The 25,283-nt window shown below is 41.0% G+C and carries 20 protein-coding genes, 1 other RNA gene and 1 pseudogene; 8 read left to right on the top strand and 14 right to left on the bottom strand.

The features are described from left to right. Nucleotides 1-616 (bottom strand): tyrosine-type recombinase/integrase (locus A7967_RS15375; protein WP_064435838.1); only part of this gene is annotated, 616 nt, incomplete at its 3' end. 305 nt (nucleotides 617-921) lie between these two features. Between A7967_RS15375 and A7967_RS15370 the strand changes: the two are divergent. Next, nucleotides 922-1,892, top strand: a pseudogene (locus tag A7967_RS15370) (integron integrase). Nucleotides 1,893-2,077: 185 nt separating this feature from the next. On the opposite strand, the gene ffs reads toward A7967_RS15370, so the two are convergent. After that, an RNA gene (gene ffs, locus A7967_RS15365) (signal recognition particle sRNA small type) lies at nucleotides 2,078-2,174 on the bottom strand. A gap of 140 nt (nucleotides 2,175-2,314) precedes the next feature. Continuing rightward, nucleotides 2,315-3,187, bottom strand: coding sequence for a DUF3014 domain-containing protein (locus A7967_RS15360; RefSeq protein WP_054205983.1), 873 nt, complete (start codon nucleotides 3,185-3,187; stop codon nucleotides 2,315-2,317). A 176-nt stretch (nucleotides 3,188-3,363) separates the two neighbouring features. Between A7967_RS15360 and A7967_RS15355 the strand changes: the two genes are divergently transcribed. Continuing rightward, nucleotides 3,364-4,509, top strand: coding sequence for a patatin-like phospholipase family protein (locus A7967_RS15355; RefSeq protein WP_054205984.1), 1,146 nt, complete (start codon nucleotides 3,364-3,366; stop codon nucleotides 4,507-4,509). A gap of 110 nt (nucleotides 4,510-4,619) precedes the next feature. Here the strand turns inward: A7967_RS15355 and A7967_RS15350 are convergent, their stop codons facing one another. Next, nucleotides 4,620-6,596, bottom strand: a complete 1,977-nt coding sequence (locus A7967_RS15350) for a monovalent cation:proton antiporter family protein (protein WP_054205985.1) — start codon at nucleotides 6,594-6,596, stop codon at nucleotides 4,620-4,622. Between the two features lie 143 nt (nucleotides 6,597-6,739). Here A7967_RS15350 and A7967_RS15345 point away from each other — a divergent pair, with 143 nt between their 5' ends. Continuing rightward, nucleotides 6,740-7,636 (top strand): GGDEF domain-containing protein, encoded by an 897-nt coding sequence (locus A7967_RS15345; protein ID WP_054205986.1) that lies wholly within the window; start codon nucleotides 6,740-6,742, stop codon nucleotides 7,634-7,636. Between the two features lie 40 nt (nucleotides 7,637-7,676). Here A7967_RS15345 and A7967_RS15340 read toward each other — a convergent pair whose 3' ends face one another. From A7967_RS15340 to lpxB, 6 genes are all read right to left on the bottom strand, one after another. Further along, the gene (locus A7967_RS15340; protein WP_054206053.1) at nucleotides 7,677-8,015 is read right to left on the bottom strand and encodes a hypothetical protein; all 339 of its coding nucleotides are present in this window, start codon (nucleotides 8,013-8,015) and stop codon (nucleotides 7,677-7,679) included. Then, nucleotides 8,012-9,322, bottom strand: coding sequence for a tRNA lysidine(34) synthetase TilS (gene tilS, locus A7967_RS15335; RefSeq protein ID WP_064435837.1), 1,311 nt, complete (start codon nucleotides 9,320-9,322; stop codon nucleotides 8,012-8,014). Before tilS ends, A7967_RS15340 begins: the two co-directional genes overlap by 4 nt. Before the next feature lie 135 nt (nucleotides 9,323-9,457). Then, nucleotides 9,458-10,414 (bottom strand): acetyl-CoA carboxylase carboxyl transferase subunit alpha, encoded by a 957-nt coding sequence (gene accA / locus A7967_RS15330; RefSeq protein ID WP_054205988.1) that lies wholly within the window; start codon nucleotides 10,412-10,414, stop codon nucleotides 9,458-9,460. Between the two features lie 16 nt (nucleotides 10,415-10,430). Continuing rightward, nucleotides 10,431-13,922, bottom strand: a complete 3,492-nt coding sequence (gene dnaE, locus A7967_RS15325) for a DNA polymerase III subunit alpha (protein WP_054205989.1) — start codon at nucleotides 13,920-13,922, stop codon at nucleotides 10,431-10,433. After that, nucleotides 13,922-14,518, bottom strand: a complete 597-nt coding sequence (rnhB, locus tag A7967_RS15320; protein WP_054205990.1) for a ribonuclease HII — start codon at nucleotides 14,516-14,518, stop codon at nucleotides 13,922-13,924. The genes dnaE and rnhB overlap by 1 nt, the downstream gene beginning before the upstream one ends. Continuing rightward, nucleotides 14,508-15,665, bottom strand: coding sequence for a lipid-A-disaccharide synthase (lpxB, locus tag A7967_RS15315; protein ID WP_054205991.1), 1,158 nt, complete (start codon nucleotides 15,663-15,665; stop codon nucleotides 14,508-14,510). The genes rnhB and lpxB overlap by 11 nt, the downstream gene beginning before the upstream one ends. 301 nt (nucleotides 15,666-15,966) lie before the next feature. Between lpxB and A7967_RS15310 the strand changes: the two genes are divergently transcribed. From A7967_RS15310 to cydC, 5 genes are read left to right on the top strand one after another with little or no spacing between them, the layout of a single operon-like run. Then, a complete protein-coding gene (locus A7967_RS15310; RefSeq protein WP_054205992.1) occupies nucleotides 15,967-17,565 on the top strand; it encodes a cytochrome ubiquinol oxidase subunit I in 1,599 nt (532 codons plus the stop codon). Beyond that, nucleotides 17,565-18,704: a cytochrome d ubiquinol oxidase subunit II gene (gene cydB / locus A7967_RS15305; protein WP_054205993.1), complete on the top strand. Its 1,140-nt coding sequence runs from the start codon at nucleotides 17,565-17,567 to the stop codon at nucleotides 18,702-18,704. Before A7967_RS15310 ends, cydB begins: the two co-directional genes overlap by 1 nt. 13 nt (nucleotides 18,705-18,717) lie before the next feature. Continuing rightward, nucleotides 18,718-18,870: a cytochrome bd-I oxidase subunit CydX gene (gene cydX, locus A7967_RS15300; protein ID WP_054205994.1), complete on the top strand. Its 153-nt coding sequence runs from the start codon at nucleotides 18,718-18,720 to the stop codon at nucleotides 18,868-18,870. After that, nucleotides 18,860-20,644 (top strand): thiol reductant ABC exporter subunit CydD, encoded by a 1,785-nt coding sequence (gene cydD / locus A7967_RS15295; RefSeq protein ID WP_054205995.1) that lies wholly within the window; start codon nucleotides 18,860-18,862, stop codon nucleotides 20,642-20,644. The genes cydX and cydD overlap by 11 nt, the downstream gene beginning before the upstream one ends. Further along, nucleotides 20,637-22,370, top strand: coding sequence for a thiol reductant ABC exporter subunit CydC (cydC, locus tag A7967_RS15290; protein ID WP_054205996.1), 1,734 nt, complete (start codon nucleotides 20,637-20,639; stop codon nucleotides 22,368-22,370). Before cydD ends, cydC begins: the two co-directional genes overlap by 8 nt. Before the next feature lie 101 nt (nucleotides 22,371-22,471). On the opposite strand, the gene lpxA is transcribed toward cydC, so the two are convergent. From lpxA to A7967_RS15270, 4 genes are read right to left on the bottom strand one after another with little or no spacing between them, the layout of a single operon-like run. Next, nucleotides 22,472-23,242 carry an acyl-ACP--UDP-N-acetylglucosamine O-acyltransferase gene (lpxA, locus tag A7967_RS15285; protein ID WP_054205997.1) on the bottom strand — a complete coding sequence of 257 codons (771 nt, stop codon included), beginning with the start codon at nucleotides 23,240-23,242 and terminating at the stop codon, nucleotides 22,472-22,474. A 2-nt stretch (nucleotides 23,243-23,244) separates the two neighbouring features. Further along, the gene (fabZ, locus tag A7967_RS15280) at nucleotides 23,245-23,697 is read right to left on the bottom strand and encodes a 3-hydroxyacyl-ACP dehydratase FabZ (protein ID WP_054205998.1); all 453 of its coding nucleotides are present in this window, start codon (nucleotides 23,695-23,697) and stop codon (nucleotides 23,245-23,247) included. Nucleotides 23,698-23,710: 13 nt separating this feature from the next. Beyond that, nucleotides 23,711-24,748 carry a UDP-3-O-(3-hydroxymyristoyl)glucosamine N-acyltransferase gene (gene lpxD, locus A7967_RS15275; protein ID WP_054205999.1) on the bottom strand — a complete coding sequence of 346 codons (1,038 nt, stop codon included), beginning with the start codon at nucleotides 24,746-24,748 and terminating at the stop codon, nucleotides 23,711-23,713. 9 nt (nucleotides 24,749-24,757) lie between these two features. Then, entirely contained in the window at nucleotides 24,758-25,276 is a 519-nt protein-coding gene (locus A7967_RS15270) for an OmpH/Skp family outer membrane protein (protein ID WP_054206000.1), read from the bottom strand. Nucleotides 25,277-25,283: the final 7 nt, after the last annotated feature.

The following is a 25,283-nucleotide window of genomic DNA, read 5'->3' as shown; positions in this document are numbered from 1 at the left end:
ATGGCTTCCTGAAGGTCGATGCTGACATAGGTTTATCCATTAACAATCGCGAGTAAAACATCCAACCCGTTGGGTGATACATTTTCCAGTAACAACGTAATTGATTCAGTACACTATCTGATACAACTACGTAACGCGATTTATCTCCTTTACCATGTTCAATTAAAATGGTTTTACGCTGTCCATCGATGTCTTGCACTTTGATGCGCAGCAGTTCGTTAATACGTAAACCACAGCCATAACACACCGCTATTAACGTTTTCAATCGCATGTCAGTGCAGCTTTCTATAAGTCGCTGCATATCATCACGCGATAAATACGTGGGTGCGCGCAATTTCGCTTTTGGCAGTGCAATATCTAAGTTCAGTGGGCGATGTAAAATATTCTTAAACAAGAACCAAATGCTGTTTATCTGTACTTTTTGGCTTGCTCTAGAAAGTTTACGAATAGCGGGATCGTTAAAAAAGGCGTTAAGCTCGTCATCAGTAATCGAATCGAGCGGTTTATTAAAATAATAACTGAGTTTTAGTAAATGTTCACAGTAGCTTTTACATGTACTTTGTGAATAACCTCGAAAGGTTATTTCTGTTTTGACTTGTTCAATGAGTGTATTCATGACTTACCTCCAAGTTATGGGATAACCCCAAGGTAAGTGTGGCTCAAATGGTCAGAATAGGATCTCCGCGTAGCGGCTTAGTTCAACAATTTTATAGTGCGCGCGTCGCGCATATTTCTGCCGAAGTCACGCTCATGTATTTAATAAGTCTTTTTTAACAAATAACTTAACCCATTGCTAGCTATAATTATTTCTTGGTACTAAATATAATCAGAAAAAGAAAATACGCTCGACGCTCTTTTTCTTGAATATGGGAGCAAAACACCAGACTGTATATTTATACAGCAATCGATATTGGTGATGACATGAAAACGCGCTCTCCATTTTTAAATTATATCGCTGATTATATGTTGGTACGTCAGTATTCATTACGTACCGTGGACACCTACCTGAGATGGATTGCATCTTATATCCATTTTCATGATAAGCGCCACCCCGCCTCAATGGGAGACAATGAAGTCGAACGCTATCTAGAACACTTAGTGTTAAAACAAAACGTTGCACCACGAACGCAAGCCACGGCACTCAATTCATTGTCATTTCTATACAAGCACATAATAAAAAAGAGCTGTCGTTAAACTTAAATTTTGCTCGCAGTAAAAAACAAGCAAAACTACCTGTAGTTATGACGCCAGAAGAAGTTAAGCTGCTTATGACTCATTTAAATAAGCGTTATTACCTTATTGCAAGCCTTATGTACGGGAGTGGTTTAAGAGTAATGGAAGCGGTACAATTAAGAGTGAAAGATATTGATTTTGATTACAAGTGTATTCAAGTATGGAATGGCAAAGGTAATAAACACCGTATTGTAACATTGGCCACCGAGCTAATTCCTATGCTGAGAAATCAAATTCTGCAGGTTGATGACTATCTAAAACTTGATTTAAATAATACGGAATATACTGGCGTATGGATGCCTTATGCCTTAACAAAAAAATATCCTTCTGCCTCAAAATCACTTGCGTGGCAGTATTTATTTCCCTCACATATATTAAGCACAGATCCTCAAAGTGGTGAAATAAGACGACATCATTTTCATCATTCGTGTATAAGAAAAGAAATAAAAAAAGCCGTTCAAAAATCGGGATTAACAAAAATAATAACACCGCATACCTTACGCCATTCATTTGCAACGCATCTATTGCAAAGTGGTGCCGATATCAGAACAGTTCAAGCTCAGCTTGGCTATTCAGATGTCAAAACAACGCAAATATATACCCATGTTTTACAGCAAGGAGCGAACGGTGTAATTAGTCCATTAAGTAAAATATTTTAAACTTTATCAATGTTCACTTCACGGCAAAGGTATGATGAAAAAGCACGCCTATTTGATTAAAAATGATGCCATTACAATTTTGACGAGGATTTACCAAAAGCGCAATATGAGAAAATAGTATTGGTAATTTTAGATAGTATGAAAAAGGAAATTTACAACACCCAAATGAGGAATTTGGGTGGCAGTCTTACCAGCCACATCTCGGCACACACGTCACAAACTGTGGCTGCTCCCTTCCGGGCCTGACCAGGTTCGCCTGCTAGTGTTGCGAGAGGACCAATAAGACTACCATTGAGGGCCTTGGTTGGCGCGGGAGAGATTATCGCTACTTTTGCTGTGTTATTCAAGGGTAAACACAAAAAGAAAGTGCGATTGCGTGTTAAACATACAATCGCACTGTTTTTTAAGCTACTTTATCAAGCTTACTGGTTATCTAGCTCTTTTTGAACGTTACGTAATACTGCTTTTACCTTTTTCATGTTTTCAGGGCCCATGCGCAATAATTGCTTTTGCGCTGCGGGTAAACGTTCCCATTCAGAGTAAGCGTACTGGTACGTTACTGAATTTCTCAGTAACGGCATGTCACCTTTTGGCTCTGGTGTATCTAGTAATAAATCAATGGCTTCTTGAAGTGTTTGATTAAATGCATCACCTGAATAGCCAATTTCGGTGTACGCGTCATTAATGAGTGGTTTATATTCATCATACAAACGCACAATTTGTGCCGCGCTCATACTGGTAAATACTTTTACATACGGCGTGTATCGCTCGTAACTGTTTGGGTCGATAGTGAGAATGTCACCTTCCATCACGCTAAAACCATCTTGTGGACGCTCTACTGGCGCATGTTTAACCGCTACTTTGCCTTTTGCTAAGTTATCTATAAATACAACAGCACGACGTATTACATCGTCTGTTAGTAGTAAGCCCATTGCTTGATCACTTAAGTAATCATCTATGCGCGCAACCACTACAGCGTCACTTTCATTTAATGATGGAAGAGGTGCTACTACTGGCGCGGGTTCAACATTACGTGTTGGTGGACGCTCTACCTGCGGCTGAGCTGCTGGCGGTTCAATTTGTTCAATTTGAGGCTGTGGTTCCTCAACTGTTTGATATTCTTGTATAGGCTGTGCTGTGGGAGTGACTTCTACAATGGGTTGAGGCTGCTCATCAGAGCTCAATAATACAAATGCTCCGGCGCATAAAATAATAACCAGTATTACAGCAGCAAAGAGTAAGTTGTTGTTTGGTGGACGTTTTTCGATATCTGGCGGTGTTGATTGATCTGACATACGAACTCCATAAAAATTAAAATGCACGTTTATCTCACTTAGAGTTACCTAAGTGATTATAATTCACAACTTAATGATAAAAAATTTACTATCACTAAGGTATCCTTTGATTCTTCTAGCTTAAAGACTTACAGTTAATAAATAAAGTAAAGACGGTCAACAGTTTAATTGCAATTATGAGAATCAAGCAAGTCAATAAAGATAAACCTAAAATCGCACTATTATTAACCGGTGGTGGCGCACGCGCAGCGTACCAAGTGGGCGTGCTTAAAGCGCTCGCGCAAAGCATGCCTCGTACAGCGCCTTTACCTTTTACGATTATAAATGGCACCTCCGCAGGGGCTATTAATTCTGCAGCTTTAGCTAGTTATGCTTCATGTGCACACTTGGCGGTACGAAAGCTTGATTCTGTATGGAAAAACTTTTCTACTTCTATGGTGTATAAAAGTGACTTTATCAGTGTTTTTGGGCATATAACACGCAACATGCTCACTAGTTTTCAGTCTGAGCATATAAATCATCCCCCTGCGAGCTTATTAAACAGTCAGCCTTTACGTAATTTACTTAACGATATTTTAGATTTAAACCGTATTGAACGTAACTTACACCGCAATTATTTAGATGCTTTATCTATTACAGCATCAAGTTATACAACGGGCGATTCTGTTGCATTTTTTCAATCTAATACGCAATTACCTTGGCAACGTGCTAAGCGTGAAGGTAAAGCTACGCGTATTAATGTTGAGCATTTAATGGCGTCGAGTGCTATACCTATGGTGTTCCCGAGTGTAAATGTACAAAACCATTACTTTGGTGATGGCTCTATCCACCAGCTTTCACCTCTGAGTCCATGCGTACACCTTGGCGCTGAAAAAATATTTATTATTGGTGTTGATCAACCGAAAGAGTTGCACCCTCCGGGTTATTTACCACACTATCCGGGGTTGTCGTCTATTGCTGGCCACTTACTCGATAGTGTATTTACCGATACATTGCAATCGGACCTTGAGCGACTTGAACGGATCAATCGTACTTTGGGGCTTTTACCCGGGCGTGATAAACATCAAGAACTAAAACAAATTGATTCTTACGTGATCAATCCATCAGAAAACTTTAATGCGATTGCAGCGCAATATTATGACGATATGCCACTGCCTATTAAGATTTTATTGCGTATGATTGGGGTTAAAAAACGTTCACAATCGAGTTTAACCAGCTACTTACTTTTTGAAAAACGCTATACCCAACACTTAATTGATATTGGTTATAAAGACGGTTTAGAAAAGTTACCACAAATACGTGAGTTTTTAGAATTAGATTAGCCCACGACTCTCTATTCAGGCTACAACTTATACCCAAGTCACCTCATGATGCAGGACTCAGCGTTCGCGGGGCTTAATATTTGGGTATTATAGCTGCTCTATACGCTTAGCTACTCACTGCCGTCTAGAATATAACGTTCAACTCGTTCTACCCTGCGTGGCTTGCCTTGTAACACTAATATATCGCCTGCGAGTAAAATCGTTTTTACTGATGGCGTGTCTATTTCTCGGTCTTGACGGCGTAATGCACGTACCGACACTTTGCGCTTTTCGAGATTAAGTTCGCTGATGTTTTTATCTACCGCAAAGGCGTTTTCAGGTAACGCGATAACATGTAGGTATTCTAAGCGATCTGCATTAGTTTCTTCGCTATCAAATTTATCACCTGCAAAAAAACCATGTAAAAACTGATAACGATTACGTCGTTCTTTACTCACTCGGCGCACAATTCGTGTCATCGGCACACCTGACATGTACAAAACATGCGATACTAACATTAAGCTGGCTTCGAGCGTTTCGGGCACAACTTCTGTTACACCTAGCTCTTTAAGTGCCTCTAGCTGGCTGTCATCTCGCATGCGGACTAAAATTTTTACCGTAGGCGCTATTTGTTTAATCGCATCAATAACCACTTGGGTTTGTTCAAAATCAGTGAATGTTATAATCACTAAACGTGCATGCTCTACTCCTGCTGATTTTAAAATATCTTTTTGTTTTACATGGCCAAATATAATTGGTTCGCCTGCTACTTTAGTTTCTTGTACGAGTATTGGGTTGCGTTCGATGGCAACATATTCGATCGCTTCAGGCTTTAAAAATCGTGCTATTGTTTGGCCAACCCGAGAAAACCCGCAAATAACTACGTGATTACGATATAAAATACTACTCGTCGGCTCTTGCTGCCATTTATTACGAGGCATTTTTAAGAAACCAAATTGCTTTAATAACCATGGTGTACGTTCTATTAAATACGGGGTTAAACCCATCGACATCACTGCTATTGCGATTAAAAATGAGGCATGCTCCAAAGCTAATAATTGATGCTTAGTAGCCAGTGCAATTAATACAAAGCCAAACTCCCCCATTTGCCAAAGCATAATGCCAGCGGCTATTGCATCTTGTTTGCGCTCCCCCATTAGTTGGGCAAGTAATGTGATCACCCCTATTTTTAGCACTAACATTAAAGCCAATGCTGCAATGATCCAATACCACACGCCAAGCACAAATAAAATATCAAGCTGCATGCCCACGGTAACAAAAAACAATCCCATTAAAATATCGCGAAATGGTCGAATATCGGCTTCTAATTGATGTCGATATTGGCTTTCACCCAGCATCATACCTGCTAAAAATGCTCCTAAAGCCATCGATAAACCAAATAGGTAGGTTAGCCCTGCAGCAAATAAAGCGACCACGAGTGTGGTTAATACAAATAGCTCGTCCGTACGCATTAAAGCGACTTCATTAAATACCTTAGGTAATATCCATTTGCCTATGGCCCATAATAATGCACATACAAAAGCTCCTTTAGTAAGTGCGATGATCAGCGCAAATGCAATGCCTTCTGAGCCACTGCTTTGCGCCAAAAGAGGTAAAATAATTAAAAGGGGGACTACGGCTATGTCTTGAAACAATAACATACCGATTGCAAGCTGCCCGCGCCGCTCTTTTAAATCGCCAGATTCTTTTAATAACTTAACAACAACAGCTGTTGATGAAAGCGCCATTAATGTCGCGATGGTAAAACTGGTGAGTAGCGAAAGATTCAGTAAGAGTAAAACAAGCATCAGAACAATGCTTGTCACAATAACTTGTAAGGTCCCTAGACCAAATACAATATTACGCATTGCCATTAATCGGCCCAGTGAAAATTCTAGACCTAAACTAAATAATAAAAAAACAATACCAAGCTCTGCAATAAAGTGGATCTCATGGCTTTGTGCCATCCAGCCAATGCCATGACTGCCTGCAAGCACGCCCGTAGCGAGATAAGCTAATATTGGCGGTAAACCTACGCGTTTAAATAGCCAAACCAGCACCACAGCGCCAAGGAGCAAACCAAATATTTGGGCTAATACTGTTTGCAATGAGGCCTCCTCGCGATGCTGCTGTCAAAAATCCATCAGTTCTTATTCTAACTATAGCAACTATCTGTTTTTCAGCCAGTTTGAAATTGTGGCACAAAAATAGCTTAGTTAAGTGAGTAACTAACTCCTGGGGGGAGAATTCAATGGAAAACGTCCATATTTTGACACAACGAGTCTCAGCGCGGGGCGAGTTTTTGCCGTTTTCGGCAGAGCACTACCGTAAAAATGAACCCGCGGCTCTACACAGTTTACTAGAGAAATTACAAACGACTCTAAATGTAGAAGAGCTTTTGACGATTTATGCAAACTACGCTAAGCAAATTATCAATTTTTCGGGCTTACAGTTTCAATCCTCTCTTGGGGTTGCTCAAATCGCTAGCAGTGATAATAGCAAACCGCCTTATTCGTTTGATTTAGATATTAACAACGAACATTTAGGCCAGTTAATTTACTTTTGCCAATATCCACTCACTGGCAATATTGAAAAAAAACTCGCAGGCTTACACAGCGTATTAATTTATCCTTTACGTAATGCATTGATGTATAACCGCGTACTAAAGCTAGCAACAAAAGATGCATTGACAGGGTTAAATAATCGCAGCCAATTTAATGATGTTTTGGCGCAAAAGTTAGAGCGTTGTCGCCGTCACCATCGCCCATTTAGTTTAATGTTGCTTGATTTAGATAACTTTAAACAAGTAAATGATAATTTTGGTCATAAAACCGGTGACGATGTGCTACAAGAATTTTCTAGCGTATTATGCAGTAGTATTCGTGGTACTGATTGCGTATTTCGTTTTGGCGGCGATGAATTTGCAGTTTTAATTGATGACCCTGAGTTTACGACCAACAAAGTCATTGCCCAGCGAGTAATGCGCCTAGTCACTGAGTCAAATTTAATGAAGCAATATGAAGTAACAACCAGTATTGGTTTCACTTTAGCCAATAGCCAAGACTGCGAAAATGAAATTTTTGCACGCGCAGATAAGGGCTTATACAAAGCGAAAGCATCTGGTCGAAATTGCGCTAAAGCCTATTAACTAACCAAAAGCCTAGCTTCCCCCTCTAGGCTTTAATTTACTATTTAGTGAATATTTTGTAGCCTAATAACGCTAAGCAAAAACCAAAAAAGAAACCACTAATTAAATATAATAGTGCGGCCATCGTTGTCAGTGGTATAACTATCACCATTAACAAAGGTATACTCACTCCCGCAATAAAGAATAACCCGCCTTTCCCCAACCAATAGGCAATTAAAATCATTGCGCAGATCAAGCCACCAGCAATAGAGTAAGCCAACGTTATGATGTCTAGTTCAAACATAACTGTAGCAATAATTGCAATCACTGCTGTTACTATAAGTCCTAACGGCGCTTTATTTACTAACGATAAGCCAACGTGTGGCTGTTGTGTCGTCATATTTTTATCTTCCAAAATATACCTTCTTGTTCATAGTGTTCTGCACTTACAAAGTGCCCTACTACAAAAACTAATTGTTCATTATAAAAAATAAGCGGTATATTTGCACGTAACCAAGGGGCAACTTTAGCATCTTTAAACCAATGCTTAAGCGTATTATGGCCCGGTTTTTTTAATGGCTTAATACGCGCTTGCGGACAATTAAAACGTACAGTTACTTGCTCATCTGCAAATGGTGATCTCACTCCCTCTCCGCGAAATGACATTAAATAACACCCGTCAGACAACTTTTGATTATCACTCGTGACTGACTGTTCTTTTTGGGCCGTTACACTTTCATTAACAAAGTACAAATAGCCTTGATGACGACGTACTTGACCTTCTGCAAGTTGAATCAATAGCTGCGCATCGCGTTGCGCCGTTAAACCTTGTAATAATATTTGCTGGGTTTGTTTTTGCGAAGGCATTAAACGGGTGAACTGCCCAAGCCAACACCGTAATACGTTCGCTTGACGAGGCAGGCTAAATACACCCATCTTTTCACAGCTTAATCCTCGATGCTCATTTTGAGATTGTGCTAAATCTAATTGGGTATATTCATCTAACACATCTTGCTGTTGCTGCAAAAGCGAAATACTACGAGATGCGCTTTTTTCAAATCCTGTAAATTTTTCCGATAAAACGGGTACAACTTTCCCTCTTAAAAAATTTCGATCGAAGCGTTCATCTGAATTTGAGTCATCTGTAATGTGTGATAGGTTAAAATCATCTGCAAATTGCTCAATATTCTGGCGCGTAACATTTAACAAGGGTCGTAAGCACATGCGACCAGAATTAAGCGTTCTAGTTTGTCGCATAGAGGCTAAACCTTGTAACCCTGAGCCGCGTTTTAATCTTAGTAAGAACGTCTCTAGTTGATCATTTAAATGTTGCCCAAGTAAAATAATACTGCCTGTGGGACTATGGTGATCAAGTGCTTTATAGCGAGCATCACGCGCGAGCTCTTCTAAACTAGTGCGGGCTTTGTTTTCGATATTTACTTGCGCTGGATAAAAAGTAATATTCAGTGTTGCACATAATTTTTTACAGAAAGACTGCCAGTTATTAGCATACTCACTTAAACCATGATTTACATATACGGCATTTAATTGCAATTGCGGTACTTCAGCTTTCAGCGCATTCATTACATGCAGTAATACCACTGAATCCACGCCACCAGAAAGTGCCACCGTAAATGAGATTTTATGCTCAACTACATAAGGTGTTATGACGTTTTTTACTTGTTGATATAAAGACGTTGAATGCATGAATTAAACCGCTGCCTAAGTGAATGATTACTTTGCTACTGATAGCTGATAGCTGATAGCTGATAGCTGATAGCTGATAAACATTTTAAAACAAAAAAGCCGCAAAAGCGGCTTTTTTCAGTAATTTGGTATTAATTAACAATAACCAAATGACATTAAACGTTTGTAACGTTGATCAAGCATTTCATCAAGGCTCAATGCCTGTAAATCACTTAAATCACGCTTAAGCTGAGCTTTAAGGTTACGAGCCATCGCTTCATAGTTACGATGTGCACCACCAAGAGGTTCATCTACCACACTATTAATTAAATCAAGCTCTTTAACACGTGCAGCGGTTACACCCATCGCTTCTGCAGCAAGAGGTGCTTTATCGGCACTTTTCCATAGAATTGATGCGCAGCCCTCTGGTGAAATAACCGAGTAAGTGCTGTACTGCAACATGTTAACACGATCGCCAACACCAATTGCCAGTGCACCACCTGAGCCGCCTTCACCTATAACCGTACAAATAGTAGGCACTTTTAATGCTGCCATTACTTTAAGGTTACGTGCAATTGCTTCTGATTGACCACGCTCTTCAGCGCCTACACCTGGGTATGCGCCTGGCGTATCAATGAAAGTCATGATTGGCATTTTAAAACGCTCAGCCATTTCCATTAAGCGTAATGCTTTACGGTAACCTTCAGGCTTTGGCATGCCAAAGTTGCGCTTTATTTTCTCTGCAGTATCTCGTCCTTTTTGTTGACCAATAACCATGACTGGTTGGCCTTCAAAACGCGCAATACCACCAAGAATAGCGGGATCATTAGCAAAAGTGCGATCGCCAGAAAACTCATCAAATTCCGTGAAAATACGCTCGATATAATCACGAGTATAAGGACGCAACGGATGACGGGCTAACTGAGAAACCTGCCAAGCACCTAACTTAGAGAATATTTCCTCTTTTTGCTGGGCACTTTTCTCTTTTAATCGGCTGACTTCCTCTTCTAACTCAAGGTTTAATTCGCCAGCGCGGCTTATATTTTGTAACTCTTCAATTTTTGCTTCTAATTCTGCAATTGGAAGCTCAAAATCAAGATAATTGAGGCTCATGCTCTAAACTACCTAATTAGTTAAATTCTAGTTCTACATCTTGCGCCGCCATTAACGATAACTTATGAATTAAGTCATCACTTGGCGTAACACACCATTCTGTCCCGAGGGTTAACTGGGCCAACGCATCTGGACGCTGATAGAAAACCTTAATCGGACAAGTACCAAACTTATAAGGTTCGAGTACTTTTTGTAACTTATCGAAAAAGTTTGCGTCGATTTGCACCATATTCAGCGTCATTTTAATCGCTTTTATACGTTTTTCTCGCGCTTGCGCTATCGTGCATATATCTCTAGCGGTCATTGTAATGCCACCGGAGAAGTTATCAAAGCTGACCTGTCCGGATATTACCAAGATATTGTTGATTTGCAGCATATCTTGGTACATTTCAAACTGTTCTGGGAATAAGCGTACATCAATACGGGCACTCTTGTCATCTAAAGTTATAAGTCCCCAGCGATTTCCCTTTTTATTTACCAGTACTCTTGCTGCAATCACTAGGCCTGCGGCGGTTGATTGCACGTCTCGATTTGTTGGTTGTAAGTCTACTAATCGCCCACTGGTGTAGTATTTTAGCTCTTTACGGTACTGATTAATCGGATGACCCGTTAAATAAAGCCCTAGAGTTTCCTTTTCTCCATCAAGCCACTGATTATCAGTCAGTGGTATCGCTTTTATAAACGCTTGTTCCACTTCATCAGGCTCTGTGGCTAGCAGGCCAAATAAATCAGTTTGCCCTAACGACTCCGCTTTATTGTGCTGATCAGCAGCGCGCATAGCGTCTTTTAAGCTGGCTAATAAAGTGGCGCGTGCTGGCTGTGTTTTCTCCGGGCCAAGTTGATCCAAAGCGCCAGCATAAATAAGTTTTTCAGTAACACGCTTATTTATACGCTTTAAATCTACACGTGCGCAAAAATCAAAAAGATCTTTAAATGGACCGCCTTCAGCGCGCGCTTCTAATATCGCATCAACTGGCGCCTCGCCCACTCCTTTAATCGCACCGATACCATAAACAATTTCCCCTTTGAGGTTAACCGTAAATTTGTATTCGCCTGCATTAACATCTGGCGGTAATAAAGTGAGTTTCATGTTCTCACACTCATCCACCAAGGTGACAATTTTTTCAGTGTTGTCCATATCCGCTGACATAACCGCTGCCATAAATTCAGCTGGGTAATGGGTTTTCATCCAAAGCGTTTGATACGACACGAGTGCATAAGCTGCAGAGTGAGATTTATTGAAGCCATAACCTGCGAATTTTTCTACCAGATCGAAGATTTTAATTGCTAGTTCGCCGTCAATGCCGTTATTTCGTGCACCATCTTCAAAGGTTGAACGCTGCTTGGCCATCTCTTCGGGTTTTTTCTTACCCATTGCACGACGTAACATATCGGCGCCACCAAGGGTGTAACCTGCCAATACCTGTGCAATTTGCATAACTTGTTCTTGATACAAGATAATGCCGTAAGTTGGCTCCAAAATAGGCTTTAAACTTTCGTGCTGATATTGCGCATCAGGGTAAGATATTTCTTCGCGTCCGAGCTTTCGGTCGATAAAGTTATCTACCATGCCCGATTGCAATGGCCCTGGGCGGAATAAAGCCACCAAGGCTATCATATCTTCAAAGCAATCTGGTTTTAAACGCCTAACTAAGTCTTTCATACCGCGTGATTCAAGCTGGAATACTGCGGTCGTTTCAGCTCTTAGCAATAACTCAATGCTCTTTTTATCATTGAGTTCTATGGTGTTGATATCTATTGGCTCTTTGCCCTCTCGGGCTAAGCGCACATTGGTCATATCAACCGCCCATTGCAAAATGGTGAGCGTACGAAGGCCTAAGAAGTCAAATTTTACCAAGCCTGCGGTTTCTACGTCATTTTTATCAAACTGAGTAACCGGAAACTTACCTTCGTCATCACAATACAGTGCAGCAAAGTCGGTAATGGTGGTTGGTGATATAACAACACCACCGGCATGCTTACCGGCGTTACGTGTACAGCCTTCAAGGATGCGACACATATCAATGAGATCTTTTACCTCAGAGTCACCATCGTAGGCTTCTTGTAAACGTGGCTCGACATCAAACGCTTTAGCGAGCGTCATCCCTGGATCACCTGGGATCATTTTCGATATACGGTCAACAAAACCATATGGATGACCGAGCACACGTCCAACGTCGCGTATAACCGCTTTGGCCGCCATGGTGCCAAAAGTAATAATTTGCGATACCGCATCGCGCCCATATAAGGCTGATACGTGATCGATTACTTCATCTCGTCTATCCATACAGAAATCGACGTCGAAATCCGGCATTGAAATACGTTCTGGATTTAAGAATCGCTCGAATAGCAAGTCAAATTCGAGTGGATCAAGATCAGTGATTTTTAGTGCGTAGGCCACTAATGAACCGGCACCTGAACCACGCCCTGGGCCTACAGGGATGTTATTATCTTTACTCCACTGGATGAATTCCATTACGATCAAGAAGTAGCCTGGGAACCCCATTTGGTTGATTACATCGAGTTCGATTTGCAAACGCTCGTCGTATTCAACGCGTTTTTCTTCGCGTTCTGCTTCATCAGGAAATAAAAACAGTAGCCGTTCTTCTAGGCCATCTTGCGATACTTTAACTAAGAACTCGTCAATTTTCAGTGAACCTGTTGGGTAATCAGGTAAGAAATACGTGCCTAGTTGTACTGTTACATTGCAACGTTTTGCAATTTCTACCGTATTTTGTAGTGCTTCTGGAATATCGCTAAAAATCTCAGCCATTTGTTCAGGTGTTTTTAAATACTGCTCTTCGGAGAAGCGCTTTGGCCTGCGTTTATCATCCAGCGTATAGCCATCAAAAATGGCCACGCGTATTTCGTGCGCTTCAAAGTTTTCAGGCTTTAGAAAGACCACCTCGTTAGTAGCAACAACAGGTAATTGCTCAATGCTGGCAAGCTCAACCGCTAAATGGAGGTACTCTTCCTCTTGTGCGCGCTTGGTGCGCACTAATTCAATGTAATAGTTATCACTAAAATGCTGCTTATAAAAGCTCACTACTGACTCTACAATCGTAGGGTTGCCCTTTAATAGCGCCTTACCTAAATCACCATCTTTAGCACCTGAAAGTAATATAAGCCCTTCTTTGTGTTCAATAAGCCAGTCACGGTCAATCACTGGACGGTGAAATAAATGCCCGCGCTGATACGCTTTAGATATTAATAAGGTTAAGTTTTTATAGCCGGTATTATCTTTCGCTAAGATAACCAACCGACACGGCCCTTCAGGGAACTCTGGGCTATGTAGCCAAAAATCAGCACCGACGATGGGCTTAATGCCTGCGTTGTGCGATGTTTCATAAAAACGCACTAAGCCACACAAGTTCATTTGATCAGTTATTGCCAACGCGGGTAGTTGCAACTCTTGCGCTTTGGCGACAATTGGTTTGGTTTTGGCTAAACCATCAACCATCGAAAAGTCTGAGTGAACCCGTAAATGCACAAAATCTGGAGCGGCCATTATTTCTCCTGCATTGCCAGTACACGTTGCACTGGTTTAAAACTTTTTCGGTGCTCTTCAATTGCACCGTATTGCTCAAGCGCGGCAAAGTGTGCCTTGGTTGGATAGCCTTTATGCCCCGCAAAACCATACTCTGGGTGGCGTTTATCGAGCGCTATCATTTCGTCATCGCGCGCTACTTTAGCGATGATAGACGCCGCGGAAATCTCGGCAACTAAACTATCTCCTTTGACAACCGCTTGCGCTGGCATAGCCAATGCTGGCAGGCGATTACCATCAACAAACACAAATTCAGGTGCGGTGCTTAACCCCTCTACCGCACGCGTCATGGCAAGCATCGTGGCTTGGAGAATATTCAATTCGTCAATCTCTGTGGGACTGCAACGGCCAATTGACCAACACAACGCTTTTTCTTTAATCTCAATAGCAAGCGCTTGGCGTTTCTTATCCGTTAATTTTTTTGAATCAGCTAAACCTGCAATCGGTTTAGTCGGATCGAGGATCACCGCTGCAGTGACTACATCTCCTACCAATGGGCCGCGCCCTACTTCATCAACGCCCGCGATAAGCGCTAGATTTGGTCGTTCAATTTGCATTTATAATCTCCGCAACAGCCGTGGCAGCTTGCTCACTGGCGTTTAAGCGTATTTGTTGATGAATGGCTAAAAAGCGTGCTTTGAGTTCGCTATTGCCACTGTTTAGCATCGGCTCTAGCGCGTTAGTTAAGTTTTCAATGGTGCAGTCTTGTTGCATAAACTCAGGCACAAGTGCTTCATCAGCGAGTAAATTTGGTAAGGAAAAATATTTGATATTGAAGGTAAACAGCGTTTTAAAAATCCAGTAACTCATCGCTTTTATTTTATACCCAACAACCATCGGCTTTTTATACAACATGCCCTCAAGGGTTGCTGTACCAGAGGCTATGAGTATTACATCTGCTGCCTGCATAGCAAGATCAGATTGACCATCGAGCATTTGTACGTTTAAGTTAGGTGCTGTGGCGGCTAAAATAGTAGAAAACTGCGCTTTACGTTGCGGGTTCACTAATGGCACTACAACTTTTAAAAGCGGGTTTTTTGCTTGTAGCCCTACAGCTGTTTTTATATACGTTTCGCTAAGCAAGCCCACTTCTGAGCCTCGACTACCGGGCAATAATGCCAATACTTTATCATCGAGGTTTAAACCTAACTGCTGACGTGCTGCGCTATCATCATGCTCAAGAGCGATATCATCAGCAAGTGTATGCCCAACAAAAGTACAGGGGACGTTATGTTTATCATAAAACGCTTTTTCAAACGGTAATAAAGCCAACACCATGTTAGTTGCTGCGCTAATTTTATGAATGCGTTTTTCACGCCACGCCCATACTGATGGGCTCACATATTGAATTGTTTTAATGCCGGCGTCTTTAAGCGGTTTTTCAACTCGAAGGTTAAAGTCAGGAGCATCAATACCAATATAAACATCCGGTTTATTATCAATGAAATGCTGTACCAGTTGCTTACGAATTTTTAATAACCGCGGTAATCTACCTAGCACTTCAACTAAGCCCATAACGGCTAATTCTTCCATATCAAATAAGCTTTTGCAGCCTTGCGCCTGCATTTTAGGCCCTGCTATGCCTTCAAAAGTGGCATTAGGGTAGCGCTTTTTAAGTGCTTTTATTAAGCCTTCGCCTAAAATATCACCAGAGAGTTCCCCAACGACAATCGCTATACGCAGTGGCTGTTTATGTTTATTCATATGAATTTATTTCGCAAATAACTCGAGTGTATAAAAAGAGTAGTTTACCGTGTTTTAAGGTTTCTATAAACGTTTAAGAGATCTCATTTTTTATAATATAAATAGCCCACCTGATTTGCATCTTCATAATTCTAATGTAGCATTTATTGTATATATTATGTTTTTCTAATATACATTGACAATATTTCATCAAAAGTAAATAATGTACGAAGTTTCAGTAATTACTGAAACTTCGTGCGTTAAATGTTTGCTACTTTAATCTGTTGTGTGATTCGTCATCACATACTAGGAGCTATAAAAAATGATAGATGAAACCTTTGTGGATCTATCGCGATTACAGTTTGCTGTCACCGCCCTATTTCACTTTTTATTTGTACCACTGACCCTAGGTATGACTTGGATTTTGGTGATCATGGAATCGGTCTACGTTATGACTGGTCGTGAGATATACCGAGATATGACCAAGTTTTGGGGAAAATTATTTGGTATCAACTTCGCTATTGGTGTGGCTACAGGCCTGACCATGGAGTTTGAATTTGGTACTAACTGGTCTTATTACTCTCATTATGTGGGCGATGTGTTTGGCGCTCCCCTTGCTATTGAAGGCTTAATGGCATTCTTTTTAGAGTCTACCTTTGTGGGTATGTTCTTTTTAGGGTGGGAACGACTAACCAAACGCCAACACTTAGCCGTTACTTTTCTAATGGCCTTTGGTACTAGCATGTCTGCATTATGGATTTTGATTGCTAACGCGTGGATGCAAAATCCTGTTGGCGCTGAATTTAACTACCAAACAATGCGTATGGAAATGACCAGTTTTGCCGAGCTGGTATTTAATCCTGTTGCGCAGGTTAAATTTATTCATACCGTCTCTGCCGGTTATGTAGCCGCATCGATGTTCGTACTGGGGATCAGCAGTTGGTACATTCTAAAAGGCCGCGATTTAGCCTTTGCTAAACGATCTTTCTCTGTTGCCAGTGGCTTTGGTTTAGCGTCAATACTGTGTGTTATTTTGCTAGGTGATGAATCAGGGTATGAAGTGGGTGAAGTACAAAAAGTAAAACTCGCCACCATTGAAGCTGAATGGCATACCGAAGAAGCACCTGCTGCATTTACGTTAGTCGGCATACCTGACTCACAGAAGCAAGTTACCTACGGCGCAGTTAAGATCCCTTACGCTTTAGGCTTAATTGCTACTCGTTCTATTGATGAGCAAGTTACAGGTATTAATGATTTAGAAAAACAGCATGAAGTGCGAATTCGTAACGGTATGATTGCTTACCAATACCTAGAAAAACTAAGAAATGGTCAGGACACACCCGAAAACATAGCAAAATTTGATACCTTAAAAGACGATTTAGGCTATGGCTTATTACTAAAACGTTACACCCCAAATGTGGTGGATGCGACTGAGGAGCAAATTCAAAAAGCAGTAAAAGACTCATTTCCCAAAGTGGGCCCGATGTTTTGGTCATTTAGGATTATGGTTGGCTGCGGCATGATCATGCTTATCGTGTTTATATTAGCCTTTTACTACAATGCACAGCGTGTAATTGAGCAAAAACGCTGGCTGTTATGGGCTGCCGTATGGAGTATTCCTCTACCATGGATTGCTATTGAATTTGGCTGGATTGTTGCAGAATATGGCCGCCAACCTTGGGCTATATCAGAAATATTGCCGACTTTTTTAGCTACCTCGTCACTGACTGTGAATGATATTTTAATAAGTTTAACTGGGTTTATCTTGTTCTATATTGGCTTAGCTATTGTAGAGGGCTGGTTATTGCTCCGATTTATTAAAATTGGTCCAAGCTCATTACACACAGGTAAATATCATTTTGAACACCAAAATGACAACTCGCATAATGAACAATTAAGTGATGACCGAGGAGCAAACTGATGATTTTTGATTATGAAACATTAAAGCTATTGTGGTGGGTGATCATCGGTGTGTTATTTATCGGCTTTGCAATCACTGACGGCATGGACATGGGCGTAGCGATATTATTACGCCTTGTTGGTAAAACAGATTCTGAACGCCGCGTTGTAATTAATACTGTAGGCCCGCATTGGGATGGCAATCAAGTGTGGTTTATTACTGCTGGTGGCGCTTTATTTGCAGCATGGCCGATGGTGTATGCGGCTGCGTTTTCAGGCTTTTATTTCGCTATGATGCTCGTGTTATTCGCCTTGTTTTTTAGGCCGCTTGGTTTTGATTATCGTTCTAAGATTGATTCTAAGCGCTGGCGTAACAATTGGGATTGGGCATTATTTGGTGGCAGTGTGATCCCCGCATTGGTGTTTGGTGTGGCATTTGGTAACTTATTCTTAGGTGTGCCTTTTAATTTAGATGAGTATTTAAGAGCGAGCTATCAAGGTTCATTTTTTGCCCTACTCAACCCATTTGCATTATTAACAGGTTTGATAAGTGTCATTATGCTGATTGCACATGCTGGCATGTGGCTGCAACTTAGAACCGATAGCCATGTTGCTCGAAGATCAGCGCAGTATGGCCGCTACGCATTATTAGTTTTTATTGTGCTATTTGCTATAGCTGGGTTTTGGGTTGCTAATATTGATGGCTACCAAATTGTGTCGATGCCTGACAAACAAAGTTTTGCTAACCCTCTTGGTAAAGTAGTGACAACCTCAGCTGGCGCATGGCTGAATAACTATACGTTAATGCCATGGACCGTTATTTTTCCTACTTTAGCGTTTGTTATGGCTGCGCTTGCATGGGTGCTATCAAAAGTGAATAAATCAGGCCTTGCTTTAATATGCACAAGCTTGATGTTAATTGGCGTAATAATGACCGCAGGTATTTCACTGTTTCCATTTGTGATGCCATCGAGTAATAACATGAACATTAGCCTCACATTATGGGATGCAGTATCAAGTCATATGACGCTAAATGTCATGTTTATTGCGGTTGTTATTTTTGTACCACTTATTTTAACTTACACAACATGGTGTTATGTGAAAATGTGGCGCAAGGTAACCGTTGAAGAAATTGAAAATAACAGCCATGGCAGCTACTAAGGAGACATAAACTATGTGGTATTTTGCTTGGATACTCGGTGTGCTTTTAGCCTGTACGCTAGGAGTTATCAACGTTATGTGGTACGAATTTCAACAAAATAAAGACAGTATTGCTGACGACGAAAAAGATCTTCACGATAGGCTTAATCGCCAAAATGACGACTAACCCCCGACCAGATCGCGCGCAGCAAACTACCCTGCGCGCGTTCTTAAAAATACACTCCAACCACGCTGGTAGTCTGCTAAAACTGAGTATTGCGTTAGGTACTTTAAATGCAATACTCATGATTGCTAGTGCTTATTTGGTAGCACGTTCAATTCATCTAGTAATGTTTGAACATGCTGATTTAGCAACAGTTACTCCTTTACTTTGGCCATTATCTATATTGATTTTAGGGCGCGGCCTATTACTGAGTTTATCTGAACGTATTAGCGCGCAAGCGGCACTAAAAATTAAAACTGCGATGCGCCAAACTTTACTTGAAAAACTGACACTCCTTGGCCCAAGTTATATTGAACAACAAGGCCATGGTGCAACTTTAAATACCTTGCATAATGGTGTTGAAGCACTGCACGACTATTATGCTAATTACTTACCCAGTGTGGCGTATAGCGCACTTATCCCTTTAGCGATTCTGATGGTGATTTTTCCTACTGACTGGAAAGCGGGATTGATTTTTTTATTTACAGCGCCTTTAATTCCTTTATTTATGATTTTAGTTGGTCACAAAGCCGAACGGCTAAACCAGCAACGCTGGCAACAATTAGCAGTGTTAGGTAATTACTTTTTTGACCGTTTACAAGGACTCACTCAACTTAAATTGTTTAACGCCACAGCACGTGAGTTAAAACAAATTGCCAAAATTTCAGATGATTTTCGCCATGCCACTTTAAGCGTATTAAAAATAGCATTTTTATCCTCTTTTGCATTAGAGTTTTTTGCAACTCTTAGCGTCGCATTAGTCGCCGTAATAATCGGTTTTCGGTTATTTTTTGGTACCTTAGATTTCTCGACCGGCTTTGTAGTGTTATTGCTCGCACCAGAGTTTTATTTACCGCTGCGTCAACTTGGTAGTCATTATCATGCACGATTAGAAGGCATAAGTGCTGCTGCTGATATGCTCAAGATATTAAATGAACCATTACCAGATGAGAGCCTTATAAGCACAAAAACAAATATTCAAAGTAGATTAGACGTGCCGAACATAAAGCAGCTCAGTATTGGTAATTTAAGTTTTCACTATCCAAATAGTAATGAAGGCGTTAGCAATATAAACCTGACATTTTCAAGCTCTGGTATGTATGCCATTGTTGGCCAAAGTGGCGCGGGGAAAAGTACCCTACTTGACTGTCTATTGGGCTTTCATCCACAAGTGATAAACTCCATCGCGGTCAATCAACGCTCATTATCAGTCTCGCAAATTAAACAGTGGCAACAGCATATTGCTTGGATCCCACAGCAACCCACCTTGCTATTTAATAGCATAAAAGCCAATTTACTATTAGCAAAACCAGATGCCAGTATGCAAGAACTCGAAAATGCTGCAGCGCAAGCGGGTGCGCTTGAGTTTATTCTTGCTTTACCTCAAGGTTTTGACACCCCTATTGGCGAGCAAGGCGAAGGACTTTCCGGCGGACAAAAACAGCGCATCGCGTTAGCACGGGCTTTTTTAAAAGAAGCTCCCATTTTAGTTCTTGATGAGCCAACCGCTCACCTTGATAGTCAAACCGAGCAACTTGTCCAAACAGCTATTAATGATTATGCAAAAAAGCATTTAGTTATAGTGATCGCCCATCGCTTAAATACCATTGAACACGCTAAGCAAGTTATTGTAATGAAAGACGGTGCTGTTATTGAGCTGGGTAACTTTAACACCCTCATAGCTGCTAAAGGCGCGCTATTTGATTTAGTGCATGCAAGGAGTCAACAGCATGACTAACTTTTTACGCTTATTAAAGCTGTGCAAGCCACACCTTGGGGCAATGTTACTAGGGGCATTTTTAGCTACATTAACGGTACTTGCAAATGTAGGCTTGTTGGCTGTTTCTGGCTGGTTTTTAGCCGCAATGGCTGCTGCAGGTCTAGCTAATACACAAATGAACTACTTTACGCCCGCTGGCGTCATACGCTTTTTAGCAATAGTGAGAACAGCGTCTCGTTATGGTGAACGTCTAGTCACTCACAACGCCACATTTTTACTGTTAAGTGAAATTCGCGTCAGTGTTTTTAATACGCTAAGCCAATTGAGTAATGTTGATTTGGCCATGAGCCGCAGTGCCGATCTATTCAATCGTATGCAAAATGATGTTGAAGCCCTCGATAAATTCTACTTAAATGTATTATTACCCATGATTGTTGCGATAATAAGTGTGCCAATTGTGATTGCGATTATGGCTGCATACAACGCTGATGTGGCACTGCTGTGCTTTATTGCGCTGTTATTCGTGGGTGTTGCCCTACCTTTAATACTGAGCAGGCAACTACAGAACACTGCAGACCTCGAAACGCAGTACTCTGCCACTTTACGCGCTGAATTATCTGATACCCTAAATGGCTTGAGAGAGCTGGCTATTTATCAAGCTACCGAGCAGCAAGTTAAACAATGCCGTGATGCCAGCGAACATTATAATCAGCAGCTGTTTGTACGCCATAGTGCACAGGCACGTAGTAATGGCTTATCACTGCTGATAGTACAACTAAGTATGTTAGGTGCCATTATAGTTATCACCCCATTGGTTTATAACGGTACAATGGCTAATGTTGAATTGGCCATGCTCAGTTTATTCGTACTTGCCAGTTTTGAAACGGTACTCACGCTACCCAATGCATTCATCCAACTACCAGTCGCATTAAGCGCTGCAAACCGTATTTTCGATTTAGAAGACAAACTACGCCCTGTTGCTAAAAATGCTCACGAGTCATTGCCTGTACAGCCTTTAGGACTTGAATTTAAAGACGTTAGCTACTGTTATCTCAGCGATACTTTTGCGCTTAACAACTTAAGCTTTGTAATTGAGCCACTACAAAAAGTAGCCATTGTGGGCCAAAGTGGCAGCGGGAAAAGTACCCTGGTTAATTTACTCAGTGGCTTATGGCCACAGCAAAGCGGTGAAATAAACTTAACATTTGCACACAAAACGATGCCTATTAATATGACCAGCCAACAAAACCGCTGCGAACTTATAAGTATCGTCGCACAACAACATCATATTTTTGATGGCACAATTGCGGAAAACTTACGCTACGCAGCACCTGCGGCGACGAAAGAGCAAATGATCAACGCTTGCCAACAAGTGCAATTAGCAGACTGGCTCTGTGAGTTAAAGTTAGGGTTAAATACTCGCTTAGGCACAGGTGGTAGAAGTTTATCTCGCGGGCAATCTCGACGTTTAGCTTTGGCACAAGCATTACTGCGCGCACCGGCTATTTTAATCCTTGATGAACCTACAGAAGGTCTAGACAATCAATCTAAGCATCACGTGATGGATGCAATATTGACCAGCATGCAGCAATGTACCGTGCTGAGTATTACTCACGATCCTGCTTTGCTATCCAATATGGATCAGGTAATTTGGTTAGAGCAAGGCTGTGTAAAAGCGATTGCAACTCATCAGCAACTATTAATAGCGCAACCAGAGTACGTAAACTTGATCTCACGGTTTTAATCATTTTCACTAATTGAAACAGCTTGAACTCAAGGTAAGTTAATACGAAAAAGCCACCGACTATTACTCATAATCGGTGGCTTTTTTTATAAAGCGAACTATTAACGAACAATACCACGCTCTGAATTTTTAACAAAATCAACCATCAACTGTACTGCAGGGTACTTAGCAGCGTCATCTGCAAGTGCAACAAGCGCTTCATCAACACCTAAACTCTTACGATACAGTGTTTTATAGGCACGGCGCGTTGCCATTACTTCATCACTTTCAAAGCCACGGCGTTTCATACCCTCGGTATTAATCGCTACAGGGCCTGCAGGGGTGCCAATCGTTGTTACAAACGGTGGAACATCTTTATTTACACCTGAATACATGCCAACAAACGCATGTGCACCTACTTTACAAAACTGATGAATACCTGAATTGCCTGCTAAGATAACCCAATCACCAATGTGTACATGCCCTGCAACCGATGCATTATTAGCAAAAATAACGTTGTCGCCAATTACTGCATCATGGGCAACATGAGTGTAAGCCATAAATAAGTTATTGCTACCAATCTTAGTCACGCCTTGATCTTGAATCGTACCGCGGTGAATAGTGGCACATTCACGAATAATGTTGTTATCACCAATAATTAGCGTGGTTGGCTCATTATTATATTTTTTGTCTTGGCAGGCTTCACCTACTGACGCAAACTGAAATATATGATTGCCAGAACCTATTGTTGATGGCCCTTTGACCACAACGTGAGATTCAATAATACAATCATCACCAATAACCACATTGTCACCAATGTAGCTATATGGACCAACCGATACATTATTACCTAGCTTTGCACCTGATTCGATTATCGCTGTAGGATGGATCACAATTAAAGCTCTCTTCTCGCACACATGATTTCGGCAGCACAAACAACTTTGCCATCAACTTTAGCTTCTGCTGCAAACTTCCATATATTGCGGCGCTCTTTTAAAAACTGTACATGCAAATGCATAGTATCACCAGGTACCACAGGCTGCTTAAAACGTGCGTTATCAACGGCTGCAAACAAATACAGTTCATTCTCACTGCGGTTTTCAACAGTTTTGAAACCTAATAAACCCGTTGCCTGTGCCATAGCTTCTAAAATAAGCACACCAGGGAAAATTGGCTGATTAGGAAAGTGGCCTGTAAAAATAGGTTCATTAAATGTTACATTTTTAATTGCATGTAATGATTCACCTGGCGTGTAATCAAGTACACGGTCCACCAATAGCATTGGGTAACGGTGTGGTAGTAAGCTTAAAATTTCTTGTATATCAAGGCTATTTAATTCGTTTGCCAAAATAGCATCCTTATTAATTATCAAGGTTTAATGACTTAGTCAGAGTCTCTAGCGCTTTTAGGCGATCTTTCATCTCTGGCAAATTACGGAAATGGGCAATATTGCGACGCCACTCTTTATTTGAAGAGTGTGGGAGCCCTGATGAATAAACACCGGCTTCCTTAATCGCTTTTGTCACCATACTCATGCCCGTTAGTATAACACCATCACATATTTCTATGTGACCATTTATACCAACAAGTCCAGCAATCTGACAATTCCTACCTATGGTTGTGCTACCTGCAATTACCGTACAGCCTGCGATAGCAGTACCAGAACCAATCTCAACATTATGGGCAATATGAACTTGGTTATCGATAATTACATTGCTGTGAATAATAGTGTCGTCAATTGCGCCACGGTCAATAGTTGCACCTGCGCCAATTTCAACTTTATCGCCAATGATCACTGAGCCTAATTGTGGAATTTTAATCCACTGACCTTTATCATTTGCGTAACCAAACCCGTCGCTGCCGATAATAGCGTTAGCTTGAACTAAACAATCACACCCAATTTCAACACTGTGATACACACTAACATTAGACCAAAGCTTAGTATTATCACCAATGCTAGCATTTTGACCAACAAAGCAATTTGCACCAATTTGTGTGTTTTCACCAATCGTAGCGCCCGCTTCAATAACTGCATTAGCTGCAATAGAGGCCGTATTAGCAATACAAGCTTCAGGGTGAACAACAGCACTTACGTGGATACCTTTAGCAGCAGATGCCGGTGTGGTGTCCATTATTTGTGCTAATTGTGCATAACTATTATAAGGGTTAGCTGCAATCAACTTGTTACCCGAATAATACTGTGCGTCTGCGGCAGATAAAATTACAGCACTGGCGTTCGTATTATCGAGTTGCGGGCGATATTTCTTATTCGCTAAAAATGCAATATGCCCAGAGCGGGCATTTGCAAGTGTAGCAATTTTTGATATTTCTAAGGCGCCATCACCATGAAGCTCAGCGCCTAGAAGTTCCGCTATCTGCGAAAGCGTATAATTTTGCATATATTCGTTCTATTGCTTACTTACTTTATCAACAACTTTGCTTGATAAGTCAGATACTTTTTTAGGGTTAAAGTAAATTGTAGTATCTTTTACTTTAACTTCATCAAAATTACCATCTTTAGCAACGTCTTCAATTGCTTTTATGATCAGTGCTTGTACTTTAGCTAGCTCTTGATTTTGACGAGTTTTAATTTCTTGCTCTAAAGGACGACCCTTTTCAGCAAGTGTTTTTTGCATACCTTCAACTTTTGTACGCAGCGCATCTTTTTGAGCTTGGCTCATTGTTGTGCTTTCACGTTTAAATTTTTCAGCTTCAAAACGAATGTCACCTTGAAGCTTTTCAAGCTCTTGGCGGCGCTCAGCAAACTCTGTTTGCAATGCTAATTCAACAGATGCCATTTGTGGGATTTGTTTGTAGATTTCTTGCATGTCTACAATACCGACTTTATGTGCAAAAGCACTCGCAGATGTACCCATCATAAGTGTTGCTAAAATGGCAATCGCCGATGATTTAATTGATTTTTTCACAAAAAAC

This window comes from Pseudoalteromonas neustonica, from assembly GCF_001653135.1.
GTDB classification, from domain to species: Bacteria; Pseudomonadota; Gammaproteobacteria; order Enterobacterales; family Alteromonadaceae; genus Pseudoalteromonas; species Pseudoalteromonas neustonica.
Note: the sequence above shows the minus strand (reverse complement) of the source record. Positions and strands in the feature narration are given on the sequence as shown.